Origin of the sequence: Dendronalium phyllosphericum CENA369, from assembly GCF_016056275.1 — a bacterium.
Classification (GTDB): domain Bacteria; phylum Cyanobacteriota; class Cyanobacteriia; order Cyanobacteriales; family Nostocaceae; genus Dendronalium; species Dendronalium phyllosphericum.
Window position 1 is genome coordinate 1 of record NZ_JAECZA010000042.1, and the last position, 24287, is coordinate 24287.

Genomic DNA, 24287 nt, shown 5'->3' on the forward strand with positions numbered 1-24287 from the left:
ATCGATATCGCACCCAACCATAGACTGTTCCATACTCTAGCTCCAGCCCATGTTGGCGTTTCAACCACTCGACTATTTCACCGTAACTACCAAACCCTTTCTCTGTTTCCAGTTCTTGCTTGAGGGCAGCGAGGACCTGATCATTAATTTTTCGGTTTGCTCCGGGTGCTTTCTTAATTTCTAGCAGGCCAGACAGCCCATTGGCTCTATACTTTTGCAACCATCTTGTCACCGTTGATGTATCTCTACCCAAACGTTGCCCTATTTCAAGTTGTTCCTTAACTTGCCCACTTTTGAGCCACCACAACATCTGTAACTTTTCTTTCTGGTTTCCTGAAGACACTGTTTGTAGGCGTTTTTTCAGTTCCTCTTCACTCTCGGCGATCGCAATTTTAAATGGGCGGCTCATGGTTTTGTTAACCTACCAAGTTTGCTTCTCCCCATTATATGCAGCTTCATTTTTAATTGGTATTAGCACTCACCACTGTTTGATAAGTCGTTGTCGCTAGATAACAGTACTACTGGTTGTTGATAAAGAGGTACTGAGAATGTGACTGTTGAACCAAGTCCTTCACCAAGACTATAAAAATGCACTTCACCACCCATTGCTTCTACTAGCTTCTGGGATATTGCCAGTCCTAAACCCGTACCACCGTACTGGCGAGTGCGAGAGCCATCTACTTGAGAAAATAATTGAAATAATTTATCTTGTTTATCTAAGGAAACGCCAATACCTGTGTCTGCCACCCTAACTCTTACCATTCCTGGAAATTGCTGTTCTTGAAATTTTGCTTTTTTCAGTACTAAATCAGCGGTGATGGTGATACCGCCTTCTTGAGTAAATTTGATGGCATTGTTCACCAAGTTGAGCATTACTTGTAGCAGCCGTTGGTAATTGCCTTGGACAATGATTTCATCGGAGGTGGGAGGCAATTGCATCTGGAAGCTGAGTTTTTTGGTCTCTGCTTGAGGACGCATGAAATTTTCTACATCACCAAATAATTCATCTAGCTTGACTGGAGCGCAAGCTAGCTCCATTTTCCCTGCTTCGATTTTAGCTATGTCTAAGATATCGTTCACGATATCCAGCAAGTGTATTGATAATTGGTGAGCTTCTAGCAAAAATTGATTTTGTTCTTCTGGGTCATCTGCCATACCCTCTAAAATCAACTTCAAAAATCCGATCATACCGTTGAGAGGAGTGCGAATTTCATGAGACACATTGGCGAGAAATTCGCTTTTTAAGCGGGAGGCTTCTTCGGCTTTTTGACGCGCTGCTTCTAATTCTTTATATAAAGTAGCATGAGCGATCGCTGTTCCTAACTGATCTGCTACTTCTTTTGCTATTTCAAATTCTGCACCTGTCAACGGACAGCATTCATCTCGCAGACTTATGGCTATTAATCCATTAGCTTGGTCTTTATAGCATGTAGCCACTACCAACATTTTCTGCTGGGGACACAAACTACACTCAGATATCTCCATCACTATTGGTTCTAGGGTTGCCAATGCTTTAGCAAAGGCTGGCTGAGAAGCTATATCTATTTCTTCGCCAAGCATTGAGCTTCTAAAAACTGGTTGGTGATACTCTGCTATCACTCGCACTCTTGAGCTAGAAGGCTGGTATGGACAAATAATACAGCGCTCTAGCCGCAGTGCTTTCCCCAAACTGTCTACTGTTTGTTGCCAAATAATATCCAAATCCAATGTGCGCCGAATATTTCTGGTAATTTGATTTACCAGTTTCTGATGTTGCTGCGAACGTAAAGCCAACTCTATATGCGTGCAGGGTTTTGATACCACATTCACTTCTTTTTTGTTGACTGTTGCTTGCAATAACCGCCCCATTACTAAAACTGTAGTAGCAGTTGTTCCCAATTGCGGCATTACCGGGCAAATCAACAATTCCAACTCGAATAACTCTTGGTGGTAAGTAAACCAGCACTGAAACTTTTCCGGCACCAAACTGGTCAAAATTCGGTGCAAACGTTCCAAATAGGCAACCTTATCCACTGGGGCAAAAGTTTTATTTTCTTCGCCCTCATTAACTATTTGCTCCGGGTTCAACCCCAACAGGGCGCTTTGCTGCCAGTAAAAGGTCAGATAGCGTCCAGCCCCATCTTGCGTGTATACCAACTCGGCTCCGAGAGTTGATAACGAGCCATCGCTCTTGTGATTGAAATATTCTAGATTTTGGGGAAATAAGTTTGGCAATTGGGAATTAGCAGTAATAGTCATTAATCGAGTTGGATATACAAGTGACAACTCAAAACAGTTTTTTTAAAGCTGTTAAAAGTTTTGCATAAAATGTTACAGCTTTGACAAACATACATTGGTATTTTGGCTGATTTGGAATCCAGATTGACAAACTTCACATTTGTTTATTTTCTTTTGATAGCTTAGTTATTCGGTGTCAATCGTTCCATTCTCCTCTGGGTGGAATAGGGGTACGGTGAGGGGTACGTGTCAGTTCATCATCTCTAGGAACATCACCCCGTAACCATTGGCGGATCGCTACCTCAATCACTTTACTGGGGTCATTGGTTAAATGTTGAATTTGCTCCAATAACTCCGAATCTAGGCGGACAGCAATTTCTACCTTATCGGCTCGTCTTTGCTCCGCATCGGTAGCTTTCTCTCTCATATTCATAGCTTTATATACTCAGAGGTTGCTTTGTCAAAAGCTTTGTAAAGTAGTTCTATTCATGATTCGGGTTTATTTACTGACAAGTTTTAAAGGTCACAATTACATAGTTCCCCGAAATCGTATCAAAATAACAAGGTCAGGTTTCAAGTGTTAATTTTCATAGAACTCGCTATACACTAGCTCTCTAGAAGTTTTGTCAGTAAATCAGTAGTTACGGGCAATTACGAAGTGTAACTATCCACGATATCTACACTATGTACTTATATATATTTATTGTACGCCCCTGTTTGAGCAATACCATCAGGTAAAAATAGACTTTATATATAGACTTTATATATTTTTAAAAGTCCACTCAGGTGGTCAGTTGTTAGTTGTCAGTGGTCAGTTGTTAGTGGTCAGCAGTCCCCAGTCCCCAATCCCCAATAGCAGCATGTTGGCTAATAAAGCATTAAAATACATGAAGTAAATTGCTCTTTAAACCTTGGTTGCTGCTTCAGCAAAGATAGTATATGACTGACGTTCCCGCAGTTCGCATTCGCAATTTTTGTATTATTGCTCACATCGATCATGGGAAATCAACCTTGGCCGATCGCTTACTGCAAGCCACTGGCACTGTGGACGAGCGGCAGATGAAGGAACAGTTTCTCGACAATATGGATCTGGAACGGGAGCGCGGCATTACAATTAAGCTGCAAGCTGCCCGAATGAACTATCAAGCTAAAGATGGTCAGCAGTATGTACTGAACTTAATTGATACGCCTGGTCACGTAGATTTTTCTTACGAAGTGTCGCGCAGTCTTGTCGCTTGTGAAGGAGCATTATTAGTAGTGGATGCGTCTCAAGGTGTCGAGGCGCAAACTTTGGCAAATGTATATTTAGCTCTCGAACATAATCTGGAAATTATCCCGGTTTTAAATAAAATCGATTTGCCTGGGGCCGAACCAGACCGAGTCATCGGCGAAATTGAAGAAATTATCGGTTTGGATTGCAGCGGTGCGATTTTGGCTTCTGCTAAAGAAGGAATAGGCATTGACGAAATTTTAGAAGCAGTTGTGGAGCGCGTACCGCCGCCACAAAACACGGTAAAGGAGCGCTTACGGGCATTAATTTTTGATAGCTACTACGATAGCTATCGGGGAGTGATTGTGTATTTCCGGGTGATGGATGGCACTTTGAAAAAAGGCGATCGCGTGCATTTAATGGCATCAGGTAAGGAATACGAAATTGACGAGTTAGGCGTTCTTTCTCCCACCCAAAAGCAAGTAGAAGAACTACACGCTGGGGAAGTGGGTTATTTGGGAGCAGCAATTAAAGCTGTGGCTGACGCGCGGGTGGGGGATACCATTACTCTTGCCAACGCCAAAGCAACCGAACCTTTACCTGGATACGCAGAAGCCAACCCAATGGTTTTTTGTGGGATGTTTCCCATTGATGCCGATCAATTTGAAGACTTGCGGGAAGCTTTAGAAAAGTTAAGACTTAATGACGCAGCGCTGCAATACGAGCCGGAAACTTCTAGCGCGATGGGGTTCGGCTTCCGTTGCGGATTTTTGGGCTTGTTGCATATGGAAATTGTCCAAGAACGTTTAGAGCGCGAGTACGACCTGGATTTAATTATTACAGCTCCTTCGGTGGTTTATAAAGTCATAACTACCAAAGGTGAAGAACTGTATATAGATAATCCTAGCCATCTACCCGCACCCAACGATCGCGAGAAAATCGAAGAACCCTACGTCCAAGTAGAGATGATTACGCCAGAAACCTACGTGGGCACTTTGATGGAGTTGTCGCAGAATCGGCGTGGCATCTTCAAAGATATGAAATATCTCACCCAAGGACGCACCACACTGACTTATGAATTACCTTTGGCGGAAGTCGTCACCGACTTTTTCGATCAAATGAAATCGCGATCGCGTGGTTATGCCAGTATGGAATATCACCTCATCGGCTACCGCGAAAATCCTTTGGTGAAGCTAGATATTATGATTAACGGCGATCCCGTTGATTCTTTGGCGATGATTGTCCACCGCGATAAAGCTTATAACGTCGGGCGGTCAATGGCGGAAAAACTCAAAGAACTAATTCCCCGCCATCAATTCAAAGTCCCAATTCAAGCATCAATTGGCAGTAAAGTGATTGCCAGCGAACACATCCCCGCCTTACGGAAAGATGTGCTTGCCAAGTGCTACGGTGGCGACATCAGCCGGAAGAAGAAACTTTTACAGAAGCAGGCAAAAGGTAAAAAACGGATGAAATCTGTAGGAACGGTGGATGTACCCCAAGAAGCCTTTATGGCGGTACTGCGCTTGGATCAAACCTAATTTTCCAGCAAGCACTGTCCGCGGCTAATTCATAGGAATGGGGAAATAAGTAGAAGGCAGAAGGCAGAGGGCAGAAGGCAGAAGGTAAATGCCAGCTTCTGACAGGGTTTCATCGGTTGGCATTTTACATTTAATTATGTCCACCTACTTATCTCATTTTCCATACTTAACACTCTTCCTTACCCTAAAGGCAGCAACATTGCTCGATTAACAGCAGTCTTCTGTAAGAAGGCTGCATTTTAATATTTGAGGAAGCTGGCGAAACAAGGAGACAAAGCAGATATAGCTGGGGACTGGTGACTGGGTGAAAAGTCTTTTTATGTCTAGGTTTGATCGTCTGTTGATGTCCTAACACTACTGGCGACGGCTATAATTTTTCACTCTTAACTCCCTACTCAGCAACGCCACTTGCTTCAACGGAGGGAACCCCCCTACTCTTCGAGAACGACTTCGTCGAACGGGTTCGCAGTTCCTTCAAGTCGGCGAAGCCGCCCAACGGACTGCTCACCGCAACGCAGTGGCTCCTCAGCACTCCCAACGCACTCAGCACTAGAAAGAGGGGTATGATACTTCCTTCAAATTGGGCATTTTTAGGTTAATCTTCTGAGATGTTTCATATGGTCTTTGCTGATTTCCTCAGTCTTGATAACCTTTTAATCAGCTTTATTAAAAAAACTGTTAAAGAATCTAAAAGTTTTAGTAAATATACTTACAGCAATTGTCACCCTTATATTTTTAGATAAATGTAGTTTTTTAGATTTTTATCAAACTAGTGGAGAATTTAGTATATGAAGGTACTAGTACTGAGTTGGGAGTTTCCACCAAGGATAGTTGGGGGAATTGCGCGTCATGTGTCAGAGTTGTACCCAGAACTAGTAAAGCTAGGACATGAAATCCACCTGATTACGGCGGAGTTTGGCCAAGCATCGATGTATGAGGTAGTCGAAGGAATACATGTGCATCGGGTTCCAGTGGGATATGGTAACGATTTTTTTCACTGGGTAGTGAATCTCAACCAGAGTATGGGACATCAGGGCGGCAAGTTAATCTTGGAGGAAGGCCCGTTTGATTTAATCCATGCTCATGATTGGTTAGTTGGCGATGCAGCGATCGCTCTCAAGCATAGCTTTAAAATTCCTTTAATCGCCACTATCCACGCTACTGAATACGGGCGTTATAACGGGATTTACACTGATACTCAATATTATATTAGTAACAAAGAAAACTTACTTGCTTACAACGCTTGGCGGGTTATTGTTTGTAGCGACTATATGCGGCAGGAAGTACAGCGAGCGCTACACAGTCCTGAAAACAAAATTGATGTTATTTATAACGGCATTCGTGCCGAAAAGAAAAAGCACCACGAAGATTTTCACGCTCAAAATTTTCGCCGCCAATTTGCTGAAGACAATGAAAAAATCGTTTACTATGTTGGTCGCATGACCTATGAAAAAGGCGTACCTTTATTACTGAATGCAGCTCCGAAAGTGCTTTGGGAAATGGGAGGTAATGTTAAATTTGTAATTGTTGGCGGTGGCAATACCGATCATCTCAAATGTCAAGCTTGGGATTTAGGAATTTGGCATAAATGCTATTTTACTGGTTTTCTTTCAGATGAATATTTAGACAAATTTCAAACTGTGGCTGACTGTGCCGTGTTTCCCAGTCTTTACGAACCTTTTGGGATTGTGGCTTTAGAAAGCTTTGCTTCTCGCGTTCCTGTGGTGGTTTCCAATACAGGAGGTTTTCCAGAAGTGGTACAACACACCAAAACAGGTATTGTTACCTGGGCAAACAATGCTGATTCTCTTGCTTGGGGAATTTTAGAGGTTTTGAAAAATCCCGACTATCGGCAATGGCTAGTTGATAATGCCTATGAAGATTTAGAACGGCGCTTTAGCTGGGCGAAATTAGCCAAGCAAACAGAAAATGTTTATCAGCGAGTTGTGCTTGAGCGATCGCAAATTGTCTGGCTTTAAAACTTACAATAAAACCAAAAATTCTAACATAATAACGCAGATAATTAATGATTATTATGCGTTATTTTGCGTTAAAAAACAGTACCAACTCTGTACGCTGGAAATTTTACCTTATCTGGTGCGAAAGTTAGCAATAATTGCAGTTTGCACCAGAAGTTTAGTATGACAAATGCATTACCAAATGTAGGTAAACGCTTGAAGACTGTCGCAACCAAGTTGTTAAGGATGATAGTAGTCTTCATAGGCGATTTTATAGGAGACTTGAAACGCTACTTTCTGGGGGGCGACACTGCTGATTTTCGTTATCCCTTAGCTGAAACTTTTCGTCCTACCTTGGCTGGGCCTGTCATTAGCTTAGGTGGGGGTGGCCCTGATGTCGAGGAAGGTATCCAGTGGATGATTGACCAGGTTAGGGGAGGGACTCGCAGCCCTACTAAAGTTGATGTTGTAGTTCTCCGCACTTATGGCAATCACGATTACAATCGGCTAATTTCTGACATGAGGGGTGTCAAGTCTGTGAAGACGCTGATTATTAGCAATCAGTATGATGCAAATAAAACAGAGATTGTTGAAACAGTCGCAAATGCTGATGTGATTTTCTTCGCTGGGGGCGACCAATGTCAGTACATCCGCAGTTGGAAAAATACCAGACTGGAGGCAGCTGTCAAGTCAGTTTATGCCAGAGGTGGTGGTATTGGCGGCACTAGTGCAGGTGCGATGATTCAAAGTGAATATGTTTACGATGCTTGTGCTTCTTCTGAAGAAGGCATTGAAACTAGGGACGCATTGGAAGATCCCTACCGAGACATTACTTTTACTTACAACTTTTTCAGATGGAGAAATCTGCACGGAACCATCGTCGATACCCACTTCGACAGGCGTAAAAGAATGGGTCGAATCATGGCTTTTATTGCCCGTCAAATTAAAGATGGTGTATCTAACAGCGTTTTGGGTATAGCTATTAGCGAAGAGACATCAGTTGTTGTCGATAAAAATGGTCTAGCAAAAGTTACAGGTAGGGGTGCAGCGTATTTTGTACTTGGAGATCGTCCGCCAGAAGTCTGCGAACCTCGAACTCCTTTGACATTTCATGACTTCAAGATTTGGAGAGTTCCGCGTGGCGATACTTTCGACCTCAGAAACAGACCGACGACGGGATACTATCGTCGCAGCGTCAAGAAGGGACGGTTTGATTCAGACCCCTATTGAGTGATGAGGGGGATGAGGAAGATAAGGGGGATAAGGGAGAGTAATTGTTAAGAAACTTCCTCATCTCCCCTATCTCCCCCTACTCCCTCATCTCTTCTACACCAGCGTTGTCTGCTTGCGTAAGCTTTGGATGGTAGCGATCGCATGTTTTGCTACAATATCAATCTCTTCTGGGGTATTAAACCGTCCGATGCCAAACCGCACTGAGGCATAAGCTAGTTTTTCTGAGTGTCCTAGTGCTGTGAGAACATGGGAAGGGGCTGTGGTTGCTGAGGAACAAGCAGAACCGGAAGATACTGCCATGATTGGTTGTAATCCTAGCAAAAGTGCAGCTCCATCCACTCCCTCAACGCTGATATTCAAGTTTCCTGCGAGTCGCTGGGTTGGATGTCCGTTGAAGTGAATTCCTTCTAACTGGGAAAGTTGCGATCGCAATCTTTGTCTGAGTTGAGTGAGGCGTTGGTTTTCTGTTATTTGTTCTGCCAAAGCTATTTCTGTTGCTTTGCCAAAGCCGACGATTTGCGGTGTGTATAAAGTACCAGAACGCATCCCCCGTTCGTGTCCGCCACCATGTTGTTGGGGAGCAAGTTGCACTCTAGGGTTGCGCCTGCGGACGTACAGCGCCCCGATACCCTTTGGGCCGTATACTTTATGTGCAGTCAGCGACATCAAGTCAATTTTCATTGCTTGCACATCAAGGGGAATTTTGCCGATAGCTTGAGCTGCATCTGTGTGGAAAATTATATTGCGATCGCGGCACATTTCCCCGATTTCTGCTAATGGCTGCAATACACCAATTTCGTTATTTGCAGCCATCACCGATACCAAAACCGTCTCAGGACGAAAAGCTTTTTCTAACTCTGTTAAATCAATCAGTCCATCTTTTTGGACTGGGAGAATAGTAATTTCAAAACCAAGGGTTTTTAAATATTTGCAAGGGTCAAGAACTGCGCTATGTTCGGTGGCAACAGTAATAATATGTTGTCCTTTTTGAAAGTAAGCCTCGGCAACACCTTTAATAGCTAAATTATTTGCTTCTGTCGCGCCACTAGTAAAAACAATTTCTTCTGGAGTAGCATTAATTGCTGTTGCTAATATTTCCCGCGTTTGTTTCACAGCAGCTTCTGCTTCCCAGCCGTAAACATGACTAATACTAGATGGATTGCCAAAGCGTTCTGTGAAGTAGGGTAGCATTGCCGCTAGTACCCGTTCATCTACAGGTGTGGTAGCGTGGCAATCGAGATAGATAGGGCGAGTAGACATAAATTAACTCAAAGTTTGACTCAATTTTTTTAATATTCTGAGAACTTGATATAATTCATTTCCTCTTCTCAACAAAGTAAATTCATCAGACAAAGCATACTTTGGTATATTTTCTTTAGCTAGTTTTAAAAATATGAAATGACTACCATTCGTTACTAATCCAAAAGCAGGTTTGTCTTGATGAGGATTAGCTAGCATATAAACAAGTGCTTGAGGGATAGTTTCTAAGAGAGAAAAACTAGACCTTTTAGATTCAATCACCAATATCCATAATTGCTCTTGAATAACTAAGATATCAATTCTACCTCTAATAATTTCTCCTTCATCCTCGGCAGAAATTTCGATTGATTGCTCGCCTCGAATATAAAAAGGCTCATCATAAAATCCAGCTAAATTGAGTAAAGGAGATAAAACAACTAATTTCACCGTTTCTTCTGACAAAGGAGGATATTTGACTAAACGGAGAAAATGAAGTTTTACTTTGTCCAAATCTTGTTTTTCTAAATCTGTGATTTCTGGTAAGCCTTCCAGCCATTCTGTAAAAAATGCCTCATCTTCAGATAACTGTAAGTTAAATCTTTCTTCCAGATAGGCAAGCCCGACATTTTGTGCTTGGATGAATTGAACCATAGTTCATTCAAAAAATGCATATAACTATTGTAAGGTGGAAATTTTTAAGAGGTTTAGTATTAAACTGGTTTGTTGAAACTGACTAATTTCAGTCCTGCTTGGATGATATTCGCTACATCGCATTGCAGCGATTGTCTGCTTATTCAGCTGCTAATTCGCGTAATTTAGTTAAAACTGCTTGAGCATGACCTTTCGCTTTCACATTTGGCCAAGCATGAGCGATGATTCGATCGGGTGAAATGAGAAAAGTTGAACGAACAACACCCATATATTCTTTTCCCATAAACTTCTTGAGTCGCCAAGCACCATAACTTTCTGTCAGCACATGTTCTGGGTCACTTAACAGCGCGATCGATAAATTATGTTTGTCAATAAATTTACAATGAGATTTAGCCGAATCTGGACTCACACCTAAAATTGTCGCTCCTAGGGCGCTGAATTCTTGATGCAACTGGGTAAAGTCTTGGGCTTCTGTAGTACAACCAGGGGTGTCATCTTTGGGGTAGAAGTACAGCACAACCCACTGACCGCCAAAATCATCCAGACTGACTGGGGTATCATTTTGATTAGGAATCGAGAAATCAGGCGCTTTTTGTCCAGCTTGGGGAATGTTGCTCACGATCGCACTTTGAGAAATTACAATAGCCTTCAAAATTTTACCCAGATTGGGCTATGCTTTTGACCATAAGAGATACTGAGGTTTGTATATTATTCCTACACTTGAACAAAGAACACAATGCTTTATACTGTGCTATTGGTTGACAAAGATGTATTTGCCTATAAATCTTGTACGGTTAGATGAGCGCACAGGAAACGTGTTCCTCTTGGCAGGTGAAGAAAATATTATAGAAATATATCCCAATGGCAAATGGAGGTATGTAGTATGAGTCAGCCTAACTTTCAGACAATGAGTAGAAAAGAGCTACATGCCTATGTTTTAGCACATCGGGAGGATCGAGAAGCATTTTATGCTTATGTAGACAAGTTACATACAGAGGCAAGCTGGATTGAGATGCCACCATTACAGTCTTTAGATGACTTGAAAAATTATCCTGAATTCCTTGAGAAATTCAGCAATGATTCTGAGTTATAGAATAACGCAGTTTTATATTTTACCCAGATTGGGCGCTCGCATGTAATCATTCAGTGAAGAATCAGGCGTTTAGACTGATAGCTCTGGTGAATGGCACAAATTCTGTGACAATGAGTAACAGCAATCCGGAATACCGATTTAAGCTACTCATGAGCCATTCTCATAACAGTCCATTACCGCGCAAATCCTTGCAATCATACCTTTATGCTTTTTGGAAGTTTTCCCGCCCTCACACAATTATTGGCACGAGTCTGAGTGTCTTAGGTTTATATTTAGTTGCCATTGCTCTTTCTCGGACAGAATTTTCTTATATTCAATTAGTTTCGCTTTTAGGTGCATGGATTGCCTGTCTATGTGGCAATGTTTATATTGTGGGGTTAAATCAACTGGAAGATGTTGATATTGACAAAATTAATAAACCTCATTTACCGCTAGCATCAGGAGAATTTTCTAGAACGCAAGGGCAGTTAATTGTCATTATTACTGGCATTTTAGCCCTAGTTGTTGCATGGCTAACTGGACCTTTTTTATTTGGTATGGTAGCTTTGAGTTTAGCAATTGGTACGGCTTATTCATTACCACCAATTCGCTTGAAGCAGTTTCCCTTTTGGGCAGCTTTATGTATTTTTTCAGTGCGCGGCACAATTGTGAATTTAGGATTGTTTTTGCACTTTAGTTGGGTGTTGCAAAAGAGCCAACTAATTCCTTTGACAGTTTGGATACTAACAATATTTATTTTGGTGTTTACATTTGCGATCGCTATCTTTAAAGATATCCCCGATCTGGAAGGCGATCGCTTGTATAATATCACTACTTTCACTATCCAACTCGGCCCGCAAGCCGTATTTAACTTGGCTCTTTGGGTGCTAACTGTTTGTTATTTAGCAATGATTTTAGTTGGTGCTATACATCTAGCTTCAGTTAATTCAGCATTTCTCGTCATTACTCATTTGCTAGTGCTGTGTTGGATGTGGACACAGAGTTTAGGAGTGGACTTGCAAGATAAAACTGCGATCGCTCAATTTTACCAATTCATCTGGAAACTATTTTTTCTAGAATATCTAATATTCCCTGCTGCCTGTCTATTGGCTTAACACAATGTTAGAATCTTTTCAAGTAACTGATATTTTGGCGATCGCTGCTGTATTTTCCAGTATTGCTATTCTCGGCTATTTCGCTTGGAAAACCTTGATTACTTCAGACTTTTATCAAAAAGGCATCAATCTCTATCAGCAACAAGACTATGAAGGTGCAGAAGCAGCTTTTCGCAAAGTGATTTCTATCAACTCTACAAATGATGTAGTTCGCTTGTTGTTAGGAGACGTTTTAAATCAGCAAGGCAAAGCCCAAGAAGCAAAAGAATTATTTAGTGAAGTAATTCAACGCAGCCCCAAAAATCCTGATGCTTACTTGCGTCTGGCAAACATTTTAATGCAAGAGAACCAGCGAGAAGAAGCTAAAAATAATCTCCAAAAAGCTCAAGAACTATTGCAAAAACAACGCCAATTAGCTAAAGCTAAAAAAATTGCTCAATTTTTAGAACAAATAAGTGCCAAATCAAGTTGAAAGGCTGAAACAGATCATATTTTTGGCACAAGAAGAAGTAATACTAACAGTACTATCTTCTTTTTTTTCATTTAATATATAAAAAATGAGAGAGAAGTGATTAATAAGCAACTAATATCTATTGCACTCTTTGCAGGAGCTTTTGGTCTTGATTTAGGGCTAGAGCAAGCAGGATTTCATGCTGTAAGTGTAGTGGAAATAAATGCTGATGCCACAAAAACTAATTTTTAACATCGACCTACTTACAAATACATTTTCTGAACGCCATTGTGTTCTATCAATCGCAAATATCAGTCGTTTGTCTGTTGTTCTGAAGCTATTTTTTACCCATCTTTTGAGTAGAGGGAACCATAGATATTGAATTGACAACTGGGGTAGTAACAAAAATCTTTGAATACTCCGCCTCCTGCTTTCAAATCTTATCGGTTGCGGAAATAAGGATCTGAACGTTCAATCTCTGTTTCTGTAGGTTGCAGCTTCAGAACTTGTTGTGCGGCACGCTGTCCGCTGCGGATTGCACCTTCCATATAACCACGGAACTCTACAGGGGCAGTATGTTCTCCAGCAAATAAAACTCGACCAGCAGGTAACGTCAGATATGGGTTAAAGCGATTTAAGTCTCCTGGCCCAAAGTAGCAGTAGGCTCCTCTTATCCACTCATCAGCACTCCAGTCGTAAGAAACGCAATCGATAGTATCAAGCGCATTCGGGTAGATTGCACGTACAGCTTCCTCAGCTAAACTACGTACCGACTGAGCCAGATTTAAACTGGGAGTACCTCCACTGAAACAGGAGAGAATCTTTGTTGTGCCTATCTGGGCAAAGGTTGGTTCCCAAATAGCTTGGTAATTGCCCTCAAGCAAGACAAGCCCAAAGTTAGGCTGTGACCAAAAAGATTTGGGATATTGTAATAGCGTCTTGACTGCACCACCATATGGCAAATTAAAAATTGCTTCTTTCTGTGCCTCTACAATTGGTATTTCTAATGAAATATGACGTAACACGTTCCAGGGAATTGTGGCGATCGCACTATCTGCGACAATTTCAACAAAACCGCTTGCTGTCTCAACATTGACAATCACAGTGTTACCTATTTGCTGAATGCGACGAACGGCATTACCAGTGTTAACTCGCTTTCCCAATTGTTTAGCTAAGGCATCGACCAAACGAGAACTACCACCACGAATCCGCATAATGACATTGCTATCACTACCAGGATAAGCAAAGAAGCCTGGCCCAATCGTTTCTGCGTCTGTTGCAAATAACGAGTGAGCTTGTAACCTGGCAATTCGGCTGGCAAATGGTGCAAATGCTTTTGCTTCTAACCATTCATCAAGGGTAATTGGCGGATCTTGTTGCTGCTCGATTAAGGTTTGCAGTTGAGCATATAGACTATCTAAAGCAATACTTTGTGTTGGACTCAAAGAGTTACGGTTACGGAGTATGCCATCAATAAACCAGTAAAGGTCATCAGGAAATTGACAAGCTAAGTCAAGTTGGAGGTCAAATTTAGTTATGTAGTCCTTAATAGCAGTATGGTTATCGTCAACAAACTCAGCACCTAATTCGCCGTACTGTTCACCACTCATTTGAGCGGTATAAACTCTACCGCCCACACGCTCTTGTGCCTCAAAAACCCGGACATCACAGCCTGCTTTTACCAGTTCATAAGCCGCACTCAGTCCTGCCAGTCCCGCACCAATAACAATGGTTTTATGTGCCACTATTGAACTCCTTTTCTAACAATATAAGCAGCAATGAATGTAGACAGAGGTTAACTTATATCTTCATTGCAACCTGTATTTTGCTTGCTGCGATCGTTTATAAGTAGCCTTAACCTTTTATTAAAACTAAACATCAATCTGAAGTGATAAAATTTTGTGAATCCAAATGTGAATAACTTTTCTCACCCCAGCGAATGTATTTTTGCAAGAGAGCATCGTAGGTAAGGGGTTAGATTTTTGAAGCTTTAATGTTACCAAAAATACTTTTAAAACATCCTCTAAGTGCGAAGCTGCGATCGCAACTTTGTCAATTAAATTTGTAATTTATTTGTCAAAAAAACTGGTTTATACGCATATACCTAAGCATCGTGACAAAAATTGGCAATTTGGCATGATACCTTACTCTAGTTTTAGTATCAAATTAAAAGTAAAGTATTTTTAGTCGTTAGTACCTATATATGCAACTGAGGTTATTTGCTCACATATTAACAGGGGTAGCAACAGCTTCTGTGATTTCAGCTTTAGCTTTGGCAGTTGCCACGATCGCAAGCAACGAGCCGAGTTATGCTTTGAGAAACAAGTTTTTTTGCGACCAGGAAGACGGTATACCTGTCACCAAGGTACGCACCTCAAGAGGAAATGAGACATTCATTCGTTGGGTAGTGCAAGATTTTAAAAATTTTCCACCTGCAAATCGCTGTCAGATTGTTTCTGCCAAGTTCCAACGCTATTACGATAATGGGTCGCTTTTAATTACTAGCAGAGATAACTTTAACAACTATCCTGTTTTGTGTATTGTCAATCGTAAAGGCGCACCTTGTACATCGCAGAATGTACTAGTCACCCTCAAACCAGGAACTGATACAGGAAGAGTTTTGCAGCAGATACTTGATTTCCGCCGTGGTGTTGGAAGTTCTGTTGTAAATTTGAGTGGATGTCAAGCTTTTACTTACGACGAGCAAGGAGATTTATATCTTGATGTTAAACAACTTGTAGATGGCAAGGAGTGTAGTCAATCAACTTCTAGTACTGACACTCCTGAAATAAAACCTGTAGAACCTCGCTTTTAGTTGGCAGTTCTTTGGGGAGTTTACTTTCAGATGAATCAGCAATGGCTAAGAAGCAAACTTGGGTATACAGTGTGTTTGATTGTTTGTCTTGGTAGTATTTGGTTAGCGCTGCCCAGAAAGCAAAGCAATTCTAGTGAATCTAATAAATTTTCGCGATCGTCAACTCCCCTTTCAGTAGAGCAATTACAACAATTGGCAAAGACAATCACTGTCAAAATATATGCAAATGAGTTACTAGGTTCGGGAACTTTGCTACAACGAAAAGGACAAATTTATACAGTAGTAACTAATGCTCACGTACTGAGAGCAGCTAAACCTCCTTATCAAATTCAAACACCAAATGGGCAAGTATACGAAGCTTCTGTATTGCAGGTTGCAAAATTTCAGAAAAATGACTTAGCTGCCTTGCAGTTTCGTAGCCCTGATGTAGTTTATACAATTGCTAATGTCAAAGATACGTCTAGCTTGCAAGTTGGGGATGAAGTTTTTGTTGGTGGATTTACGTCCGATCTGAACGCTCAAAAGCTGTCTACCCAAACAAATAAAATTTTCAACAATCAGTTTGTGTTTACTTCTGGTCGTATTTCCTTACTCCTAAACAAAGCTTTAGACCAAGGCTACCAGATTGGGTATACAAATGATGTTCGTAAAGGAATGAGTGGCGCACCATTGCTAAATAAACATGGTGAAGTAATAGGCATAAATAGCTTACATAAAGATCCAATTTGGGATACACCTGAAGTTTATCAAGATGGTTCCCAGCCAGAGCAAAGCTTGCAGAAACTAATTACAGGCTCTAGTATGGCTGTACCTATTAGGGAACTTCCAAATAAATAAATATTTTATAGTTGAGAAAACTAGGAAAGTCAGGGTAGATGAATTTGATATTAGTGTTGCAAAATCATCGGGAGAATAAATCATGAGGTTTGCTGATGGACTTGGGGCAGTATTATTCGGTGCTGCAATTGCGATCGTACAGCCGCAAGTCGCCACGGCCTTAACACCCACACAAGTTAGTTATATTGCCGAACAAATTACAGTCCGTATTGATGGAACAAATACAGGTTCTGGGGTAATTATCGATCGCCAAGGCAATAATTACACTATTCTCACCTGCTGGCATGTAGTACAACTCCAAGGTAACTACACAGTTTATACACCCGATGGTAAGCAATACACCATCAACCACAGCCAAGTAAAACGATTACCAAATGTTGATTTAGCAGTATTTCAATTCAGTAGCAACCAAAATTACCGTGTTGCAGAAAAAGGAAATTCCGAACAAGTAAAATTGGGTACAACTATTTATGTCGCAGGTTATCCTCAAGGAACATCAGACATAGATTTTCGTAGCGGCGCAATTTCTCGTCTGGTAACAAAACCAAAAGATGGTTATGCGTTTGTTTATGATGTGGGTGGTTTTCCAGGGATGAGTGGAGGAGCAATACTAGATGAGCAAGGAAAATTAGTAGCAATTCATGGACGCGCTTTAACTTATCCAAACACGGGTGCTACTAATGTATTTGGGATTCCGCTGAAAACTTATTTGAGTCTTATCCCATCCACATTATCAACACAACCAATTGCCACAGCGCCAACTTCCAAACCACAAAATACGCCTACACAACCAATTGCCACAGCACCAACTCCCAACCCGCAAAATACCCCAATAGTACCACCACCTGTTAAAAGCTCATCCCCTGTAAATGCCAACAATACATCTGCTAAATTTGCTTTGCTACAAACGTTTACTGGGCATTCCGAAAAAGCCATAGGTTCCAATATTAAAGGATATGTTACATCAGTAGCATTTAGCCCAGATGGTAAGACTTTAGCTAGTGGTAGCTGGGACAGGACTATCAAAATATGGGATGTCGCCACAGGAGAAGAAATTCGTACCCTTGCAAGTAATTCTTATTGGGCTGAGTCAGTTGCTTTTAGTCCAGATGGTAAAACTTTAGCTAGTGGTGGTGGTATTTTTGACAAAACTATCAAACTATGGAATTTAGTCACAGGACAAGAAATTCGTACCCTAAAAGGTAATCTTGATACTGTTACCTCAGTGGCATTTAGTCCAGATGGTAAAACTTTAGCTAGTCGCGGTGATTATTCAACAATTAAAATATGGGATATCGCTACAGGAAAAGAAATTCGTACCCTCAAGGGTCATTCTGGTGTGCTTTGTTCGGTTGCTTTTACCCCAGATGGGAAAACTTTAGTTAGCGGTAGTGGCGACGGCACTATCAAATTGTGGAATGTTGCCACTTGGGAAGAAATTAGTACTCTCAAAAGTAATTCTTACGTTCAATCAATTGCTATTAGCTCAGATGGCAAAATTTTAGTTAGTGGTGGTGATTGGACTATCAAAATATGGGATCTTGCTACTGGGCAGGAAATCCGTACTCTCAATAGTTATTATAAAGTTAATTCAGTTGCCATTAGTCCAGATGGCAAAACTTTAGCTAGTACTAGTGAGGACAATACTATCAAGATTTGGGATGTGACAACTGGTCAAGAAATTACTACCCTTAAAGGTCATTCTGATTTGATAACGTCAGTTGCCATTAGCCCTGATGGCAAAACTTTAGCTAGTGGGAGTTGGGACGCAACCGTTAAAATTTGGCGGTTATCTGAATAGTATTTTTTAAAAGTAGGGGCGAACGGCCGTTCGCCCTTACAATTATCTGTACCTTGAAATCTGCTGTATATGTTTTATTAACCACATTTTTTACCATCCTTGCGGTTATGCGTTGATACACACCCTGGTATTGCATAGTAGATGACCTCAATTTATCCCTCCATTATGCAATGCCAGTTTTTTCATTGCCTTAGAATTTGAGGTGTAATATCATGTTCGGCTAATTAGTTATAATTCCCGAATCTATGCAGAAAGCCTGAAAACCCCTCCCCTCTGCACCTCTGCTCTGCCCCCCTGCGGTCTTGATGATAAGTCTTTAACCGAACACGATATAACTTATGGTGACTTATGAACGCCAGGTTGCTCGACGGCGGGAACCTTGGCACGCAACTGGCTGCTTCTGACTCCTGCCCAAACAGTGAGTGGCTGTCCGACTTGCTTATACAGCAAGCTTTCTAAAATCACACCATTATTATTGGCGGTAAGAGTTTTATTTGGCTGACGCAGAGATTCATAAAAGCCGTTATACCAACCATCTTTTGACTTGAGGTTAGCTTGGACAAAATTAAATAACTGACGAGTATAAGCGGTATTGTAAAGTACATGCCAGCCGATCGCAGCTTTGGAACTGAGGAAACGCAAATCGTTGTGTTTTTGTCCGGTATCTGCGATCGTTGCCCAAGCTTCTCCGTTGACAAACAAGCTGCTGTAAACAAAGTAAGGAGGGCGATCCAAGTTGTCTTCGGTAAGGGCAGTTAATTGTTTTGTAGCTTGATAACGCCCTTCTTGAGCAGCTAAAATCCGATCGGCGTAGGCTTTAGGCAAAGCCTGAAATCCAGTTTCAATGCCATCTAAAATATAGGGTTCGCTAAGAACGTAGTTATTAGCTTCAGAGTTTTTATAGTCGCGTTGGTCGTAAGGAATCCCTTGTCCGTAAAGATTAACAAAAGCTGTATGAGATTGATAATCCAAAGCTTTTTTAACATCCAAACCCCAAAGCTTTAAACCATAAGCTGCATAATTCTCATAGCCCAACCGACCTTCTTGGTTGTACTGTTCTTTGCCTTTGATAACACTAGTACCGTACATTTGGCCATTTTTGGTGAGACGCTTGACTTGCCAATGTTGCCAAACATCTTCTGTTTGCGATCGCAACTGAGGATACTTTGCCCCGACAATTTTCAACCAGATTGCCATCCGCCCCAAATCAAGAGCCGACCAACCAATTTCTTCGCGTTTTTCTAGTTGACCGTAATTAACAGGTATGAGGGTTTTTGGATTATAGACTTTGTTGGGTAGTTCTTGTTTGTATAAAGGCATAGATGCCAGTGTCTTTAACATTTTGCTCATTTTGGCTTCAAATTCAGCCACAGGCACAATCTTAAGTTCTCTAGCACTGACTAAAGCGGCGATCGCTGCTGCCTGATCCCACATAGTTACAGAGGCAAAGCCATCGACAGAATTAACCAAGCCGGTTTCATCATTCCAGTTGCGTTGGAAGTATAACCAAGCTTGACGGGCAATTTTAGTTTCCTCTGGAGTTAACGATCCTGCACCCGGAGCAACATAAGGAGTTATGGCTATTGTTAATTGGTTAGGAGCAATAGATTCGCCTGGCAAAACTACAGATTTAGCGTCAAGGCTGGCAATTGTTTCAGCTTCTTGAGCAGTGAAGGGAGTGTTTTGTGCGGTTTCTCCTGCTTGTGGCAACTGCTGGGAAGCAGTTTCGGATGTTGATATTTCCTTTAGAGAAGTATGAGAAAGTTGCTTAGACCAAAAGGTTAAAATTGCGATCGCTATTAAAGCAGTTACCACGCCTCCTACAGAAGCCAATACGGACAAGCTTTTAGGTGGTGGTTGAAAATCAGAACTCATGTAGGTTAATGCCTCATCGTGTAGGTTACTGTTGCTTGGAAAGTCTCACCAAACTTCATTCTTCCCAACTTTGAAATCTGACTAACACAAAATTGAGGCAACAGTATTTTTCCTTGAAACTGAGTGCTGAGTCACCGAAGTTTGCTCAACGGGGGGAACCCCCGCACGCAACTTCTCGCTAAGTGCTGAGTGCTGAGTATAAATCTAATGCTTGCCTAGTTTCTATTCTTTCAACTTGCTTTGGAGCTTTTATCTCAGTGAATAACTGAATTGCCAGATTAAAATTAATTTGACTTCGCTCGCGGTCTTCCATTTTTTGATAAGTCAAACCTAATTGAAAATAAGCTTCAGCTAAGTCACATTTAGCACCTATTTTATCCAAAAGTTCGATTGCTGCTAAATGATGAGTCAGAGCTAATTCAAAGTTATCTTGCTGTCGATTTATTTCTGCTAAACTATTAAGTGTTTTGGCTTTTACCTGCATGTAATGACTTTCTTCTGCAAATGTCAAAGCTTGGCAAAAAATTTCATTTGCTTTTTCAAAATCTTTTAAATTGACGTAGGTTTGACCCAAAATTTGCATAAAATAGGCAAATCTGCCGGTGAGCGCGACTTTTTCTTTTGTGATGTTGCGATCGACCATATCTGCTAATGCATAGGCGGCATCATGTAAACCTAGATAAGAATTTACCAAAGCTAAACATACAGAGGCTTTTTCTGCCCAGCGATGGTGGTCGGTATTTTGTGCCAAATAAATTATCTGTTGGAATAACTTGGCGGATGTCTCTAGTTCCCATAAATCTATTTTGTAAAGACCAATGCTTAAGAGGGAATCTACCTCTAACATTCGCAGGTAGTAAACTTTATGTTTATTTTCTGGTTGTGGCACAAGCGATTTCAGAGCTTGAGTTGCTAAATTAATTGTTTTTTCTTGACAGTTAATTGCTGAATGAATTTTGCCAGTTATCCAATATAAATCACCTAAGATGTTGTAGATTTCAATTATTTTATTATCATCTTGAATATTGCTAACAACCCGCTCGATGGCAGTAAGTATCGGTTGAATGAAACCCATACGATATAAAGTGCTGCCCAGAGGTAAAAACTGTTGCCATTGATTATTTCTGCTTTTAAGAATTACTTTGCCTGCTGATTCAAATTGATTAATTTCTATGTAGTGATAATACGCTTCTAAAGCCTGCAAAGCATCTTGAAATGTTTCAATTTTTTGGACGCTTTGTGTCCAAAATTCTGCGGCTTTGTGGTTGGCGATTTCCCATTCATCGCTGCTGCGTAAACGCGCGATCGCTTCTGCGCGAATCACCGGATGCAGCCAGTATTCGCCTTTATGACATTCCACCAAAGACCGATTTCTTAAGGAAGTAATGATTTGGCGATGTTGGCAAGATGAGACATCCCACAACAAACAAAACATTGCTTGAGATGAGATAGTGGGTATATCTTGGTAACGATAACATCCCAAACGGCAAAGCAAGCGATAAGCTTGGGGGTCGAGAGTTTGTAAACGATTAATTTGACTAACTACTAAGTTTTTTAAGTCAGTTGCTGCTAGAGGATCGGCATGATTTTCTTGCCAATAAACAGCCATATCATTGTCAAAATCTTCTTGAATCGAACCGCAGAGAATACCCATTGCTTTCGCATTCCCGCCATAGGTGCGATGCATGATTTGCAAAGTTGGCGAGTCGATGGCTAGCCTGCGATCGCGAAAAAACTGTTGCCATGCACTGCGACTCAAACCAGGAAGCCGATAGCGATCTATATTCAACCCAGGTTCGCAAAAGCGATCGCGACTCGTAATCAGCGTTACAGATTGCACCCTAGCATCAGCCAAAACTCGTAATAATTCTACATAGTTGCGGTGAGGAGCAATCAATTTACCTTGGCGATCTAATGCTGGTTCGAGATTGTCAATTAACACCCCAATCCGTCGGCTGTGCAGTTGGCGCTTGAGTCGTCCCAATGTTACGCCAAATTCTACCCCAGGTTCTTCGTCAAAGTCTTGTTTGAGCCACTCTTCTACTACACGTTCCGCAGGAGTGATATTCTGCGTTTCCTTTGCCATCAGCAGTTCTAAAACTAACTCAAATTCTTGGGTTTGCAAGTATTGCTGCGCGAGAGTAGTTTTGCCTAAGCCTCCCTCGCCTTGGATGACAATGACTTTAGCACCCCGATCTACCAAAGTGTTGAGGTGAGCGATCGCTTCTTGTCGTCCGATAAAATTCGTATCCTCTGGGTTTGGCGTGGAGTTGTGAGGCGATCGCGAATAATCGAGCAAATTAGAAATTACACTGGTTTTCCTGAGATATCGTTCTAAAGTCGCTCGACAATTACTTTTGGTAATCTTCTCCCGCAGTACTTGAGAAAGCAACTTCCATAACTGGGAACCCGCATCCTTAGCGTGTCCTTCTGTGCAACCGTAAGAATCAGCGATATCTAAGTATTTTCTACCCAACCAAACTTGCTGAAGAATAACTTTTTGCAAATCGCTCAACCGTTCCCCGGTCTGAGCAGGAATTATGGTATCTAACCATGCTAGTGCTGCTTCAGCATTCATTTTGTAACGACGAGGGTAGTCTACACCTTAGTCTACAAGTTCACTGCCGCTATTTTGGGAAAATTTTCTATCAATCTGACTTTTTTACAAACATTTCACATACAGGATTATTGACCGTTCGCAGTCATTTATTATCAGTCAACAATCAGTTTGCTATTATTCTGTCAAACATAATTCTATTAACAATGGTGATGTGATTTTATCCGATTAGAAGCGATCGCTCTTTAACGATCTTAATCTCAAAGCGATCGCTTAAATTTTTACAACTTCTGTCCTGCATAAATCGACCGCACTTCACCGTTACGGCGAACTACAGCTTCACCATTACTAACATCGACTAATGTCCAACCGCTGGAACCAATACCTTCACCAATTTTGATGCGGCGAGTCACGCCATCGACTTGAAATAAAGCAACAGATTTATTACCTGACTCTAGCAATCCTTCTAAGGTATTGCTGGGCACAGGTGCGGTAGCAGACAAATATTCTTGCTGCTGATTAGCTGTTGATGACACTAAAGCTGTTTCTGGAGTCGATGCTGTAGCGACCGGATTTGATGGTGCTGCACCGAATGGGACAACTGGTAATGCTGGTAAAGGGCTAGATGGTTGTCGGACAGCGATAGGTGCATTTCGCACGGCTAAAGGTTTCACTTCTGAACGTACAGCGGCAGCCAGCATGTTGACATTTACGGGCTTGGCTGCTTGTCTTACCTGATTGAGAGCAGTTTTGACAATATTAGGTTGAGATGTCTTAAAATTAGCTGCTACTGGTGCTATGACTCTGGGACTGCCAAGAATAGGTGGGGGCGCGTAGCGCATTGGCGACGGCGCTTGATATACGGGGATATAAATGCGCTCGACGACATTTGAGGAACGATTAGAACTGAGTGAAAGTGGTGTATTGTTGGCATTCAAAGGAGGTGGTAGTTGTCCAACAGGTTGAGTGCTAGCAAAAGCGATGGTGTTGGGGTTAGAGGCTACCCGATTAGTGAGTCCTGTGCCACGAGAGGGTTGATTGTTTGTTGCGTCTTGCTTATCTATAACTGTCAAAGCTCCCAGCATGTAATCAACCAAATCAGCTTCAACATCTGTTGTTGATAACTGCGAGTGTGGTGTATAAATGGGCTGGGTCAATCTGGAAGTGAGAAGCAGTAGTAATCCAGAGTGGATGAAAAAAATTGTACCTGCGATCGCCACACCTATGGTTGTTCCCAAAATTAGCAGTTTGCCAACAGCACGTTTAGTTTTCTGATGCCTTTGACTAACTGATGGCATAGTGGGAGTGCCAACTACTACCGTATTCGTTTGTTTGTGCCGCAGTTGCGTAACGGCTTGTCCTGTGCGGTTGAGTGCATTTGGCAAAACAATCTGCGGTACGTTAACTGTTTGCAGTTGCTCGTAATCTGGAGGTATTGGTGCAGAAGGATTAGCCGACTTGTAAAACTTATCGCGTGAGTTGCTTTCTTCTCTGGAACGACGCGATCCGCGACTGCCATACCTCAAAGTTTGGGAAGGCATTCCACTAAAATCTAAAATTTCGTCGATATCGGCAAAGAGTTCATCCATCAAACCATCAGCATAGATTTCTATCGACCAAGGCTCGTTGTTGAGCAAGTCATCTGATGGTTCTGGAATAATGAGATCGGTGCTGATTGCTTGTAACATAGGCATTTTGGGTTATGGCTGCTAGTA

The 24287-nt window shown here is 41.6% G+C and carries 20 protein-coding genes and 1 pseudogene; 11 read left to right on the top strand and 10 right to left on the bottom strand.

The window, feature by feature from the left end:
* The 3 genes from I8752_RS12010 to I8752_RS12020 form a co-directional block, all read right to left on the bottom strand.
* The coding region (locus tag I8752_RS12010; protein ID WP_214432550.1) for a helix-turn-helix domain-containing protein at positions 1 to 409 on the bottom strand (409 nt) is incomplete at its 3' end.
* Positions 410 to 471: 62 nt separating this feature from the next.
* On the bottom strand, positions 472 to 2238 hold the full coding sequence (locus tag I8752_RS12015) for an ATP-binding protein (RefSeq protein ID WP_214432551.1): 1767 nt from the start codon (positions 2236 to 2238) through the stop codon (positions 472 to 474).
* Between the two features lie 175 nt (positions 2239 to 2413).
* Positions 2414 to 2650, bottom strand: a complete 237-nt coding sequence (locus tag I8752_RS12020) for a hypothetical protein (protein ID WP_214432552.1) — start codon at positions 2648 to 2650, stop codon at positions 2414 to 2416.
* A 506-nt stretch (positions 2651 to 3156) separates the two neighbouring features.
* Between I8752_RS12020 and lepA the strand changes: the two genes are divergently transcribed.
* The 3 genes from lepA (at position 3157) to I8752_RS12035 (ending at position 8156) form a co-directional block, all read left to right on the top strand.
* Positions 3157 to 4968 carry a translation elongation factor 4 gene (gene lepA / locus I8752_RS12025; RefSeq protein WP_214432553.1) on the top strand — a complete coding sequence of 604 codons (1812 nt, stop codon included), beginning with the start codon at positions 3157 to 3159 and terminating at the stop codon, positions 4966 to 4968.
* 788 nt (positions 4969 to 5756) lie between these two features.
* Positions 5757 to 6947 (top strand): glycosyltransferase family 4 protein, encoded by a 1191-nt coding sequence (locus tag I8752_RS12030; protein WP_214432554.1) that lies wholly within the window; start codon positions 5757 to 5759, stop codon positions 6945 to 6947.
* A 162-nt stretch (positions 6948 to 7109) separates the two neighbouring features.
* Entirely contained in the window at positions 7110 to 8156 is a 1047-nt protein-coding gene (locus tag I8752_RS12035; RefSeq protein ID WP_214432555.1) for a cyanophycinase, read from the top strand.
* A 96-nt stretch (positions 8157 to 8252) separates the two neighbouring features.
* Here the strand turns inward: I8752_RS12035 and I8752_RS12040 are convergent, their stop codons facing one another.
* The 3 genes from I8752_RS12040 to bcp form a co-directional block, all read right to left on the bottom strand.
* Positions 8253 to 9419 (bottom strand): cysteine desulfurase family protein, encoded by a 1167-nt coding sequence (locus I8752_RS12040; protein WP_214432556.1) that lies wholly within the window; start codon positions 9417 to 9419, stop codon positions 8253 to 8255.
* A gap of 3 nt (positions 9420 to 9422) precedes the next feature.
* A complete protein-coding gene (locus I8752_RS12045; protein ID WP_214432557.1) occupies positions 9423 to 10049 on the bottom strand; it encodes a restriction endonuclease subunit R in 627 nt (208 codons plus the stop codon).
* A 139-nt stretch (positions 10050 to 10188) separates the two neighbouring features.
* On the bottom strand, positions 10189 to 10668 hold the full coding sequence (bcp, locus tag I8752_RS12050) for a thioredoxin-dependent thiol peroxidase (protein WP_214432572.1): 480 nt from the start codon (positions 10666 to 10668) through the stop codon (positions 10189 to 10191).
* A gap of 82 nt (positions 10669 to 10750) precedes the next feature.
* Between bcp and I8752_RS38575 the strand changes: the two genes are divergently transcribed.
* From I8752_RS38575 to I8752_RS12070, 5 genes and pseudogenes are all read left to right on the top strand, one after another.
* On the top strand, positions 10751 to 10936 hold the full coding sequence (locus tag I8752_RS38575; protein WP_404827086.1) for a DUF6888 family protein: 186 nt from the start codon (positions 10751 to 10753) through the stop codon (positions 10934 to 10936).
* Positions 10933 to 11142: a DUF6887 family protein gene (locus tag I8752_RS12055; protein ID WP_214432558.1), complete on the top strand. Its 210-nt coding sequence runs from the start codon at positions 10933 to 10935 to the stop codon at positions 11140 to 11142. The genes I8752_RS38575 and I8752_RS12055 overlap by 4 nt, the downstream gene beginning before the upstream one ends.
* A 149-nt stretch (positions 11143 to 11291) precedes the next feature.
* Entirely contained in the window at positions 11292 to 12236 is a 945-nt protein-coding gene (locus I8752_RS12060; protein ID WP_214432573.1) for a homogentisate phytyltransferase, read from the top strand.
* Between the two features lie 4 nt (positions 12237 to 12240).
* A complete protein-coding gene (locus I8752_RS12065) occupies positions 12241 to 12708 on the top strand; it encodes a tetratricopeptide repeat protein (protein ID WP_214432559.1) in 468 nt (155 codons plus the stop codon).
* A gap of 96 nt (positions 12709 to 12804) precedes the next feature.
* Positions 12805 to 12930: pseudogene (locus tag I8752_RS12070) on the top strand (DNA cytosine methyltransferase); the annotation flags it as partial.
* A 197-nt stretch (positions 12931 to 13127) separates the two neighbouring features.
* Here I8752_RS12070 and I8752_RS12075 read toward each other — a convergent pair.
* Complete coding sequence (locus tag I8752_RS12075) at positions 13128 to 14432, bottom strand: flavin monoamine oxidase family protein (protein WP_214432560.1); 1305 nt, start codon at positions 14430 to 14432, stop codon at positions 13128 to 13130.
* A 458-nt stretch (positions 14433 to 14890) separates the two neighbouring features.
* On the opposite strand from I8752_RS12075, the gene I8752_RS12080 reads away from it, so the two are divergent.
* From I8752_RS12080 to I8752_RS12090, 3 genes are all read left to right on the top strand, one after another.
* Positions 14891 to 15502, top strand: coding sequence for a COP23 domain-containing protein (locus tag I8752_RS12080; RefSeq protein WP_214432561.1), 612 nt, complete (start codon positions 14891 to 14893; stop codon positions 15500 to 15502).
* Between the two features lie 30 nt (positions 15503 to 15532).
* Positions 15533 to 16339 carry a S1 family peptidase gene (locus I8752_RS12085; protein WP_214432562.1) on the top strand — a complete coding sequence of 269 codons (807 nt, stop codon included), beginning with the start codon at positions 15533 to 15535 and terminating at the stop codon, positions 16337 to 16339.
* Between the two features lie 82 nt (positions 16340 to 16421).
* Positions 16422 to 18140 carry a WD40 domain-containing protein gene (locus I8752_RS12090; RefSeq protein WP_214432563.1) on the top strand — a complete coding sequence of 573 codons (1719 nt, stop codon included), beginning with the start codon at positions 16422 to 16424 and terminating at the stop codon, positions 18138 to 18140.
* Between the two features lie 336 nt (positions 18141 to 18476).
* Here the strand turns inward: I8752_RS12090 and I8752_RS12095 are convergent, their stop codons facing one another.
* The 3 genes from I8752_RS12095 to I8752_RS12105 form a co-directional block, all read right to left on the bottom strand.
* Positions 18477 to 20015 (bottom strand): DUF3131 domain-containing protein, encoded by a 1539-nt coding sequence (locus I8752_RS12095; protein ID WP_214432564.1) that lies wholly within the window; start codon positions 20013 to 20015, stop codon positions 18477 to 18479.
* A gap of 178 nt (positions 20016 to 20193) precedes the next feature.
* Complete coding sequence (locus I8752_RS12100; protein ID WP_214432565.1) at positions 20194 to 22593, bottom strand: tetratricopeptide repeat protein; 2400 nt, start codon at positions 22591 to 22593, stop codon at positions 20194 to 20196.
* Between the two features lie 260 nt (positions 22594 to 22853).
* Entirely contained in the window at positions 22854 to 24266 is a 1413-nt protein-coding gene (locus I8752_RS12105; RefSeq protein WP_318780837.1) for a hypothetical protein, read from the bottom strand.
* Between the last annotated feature and the right edge of the window lie 21 nt (positions 24267 to 24287).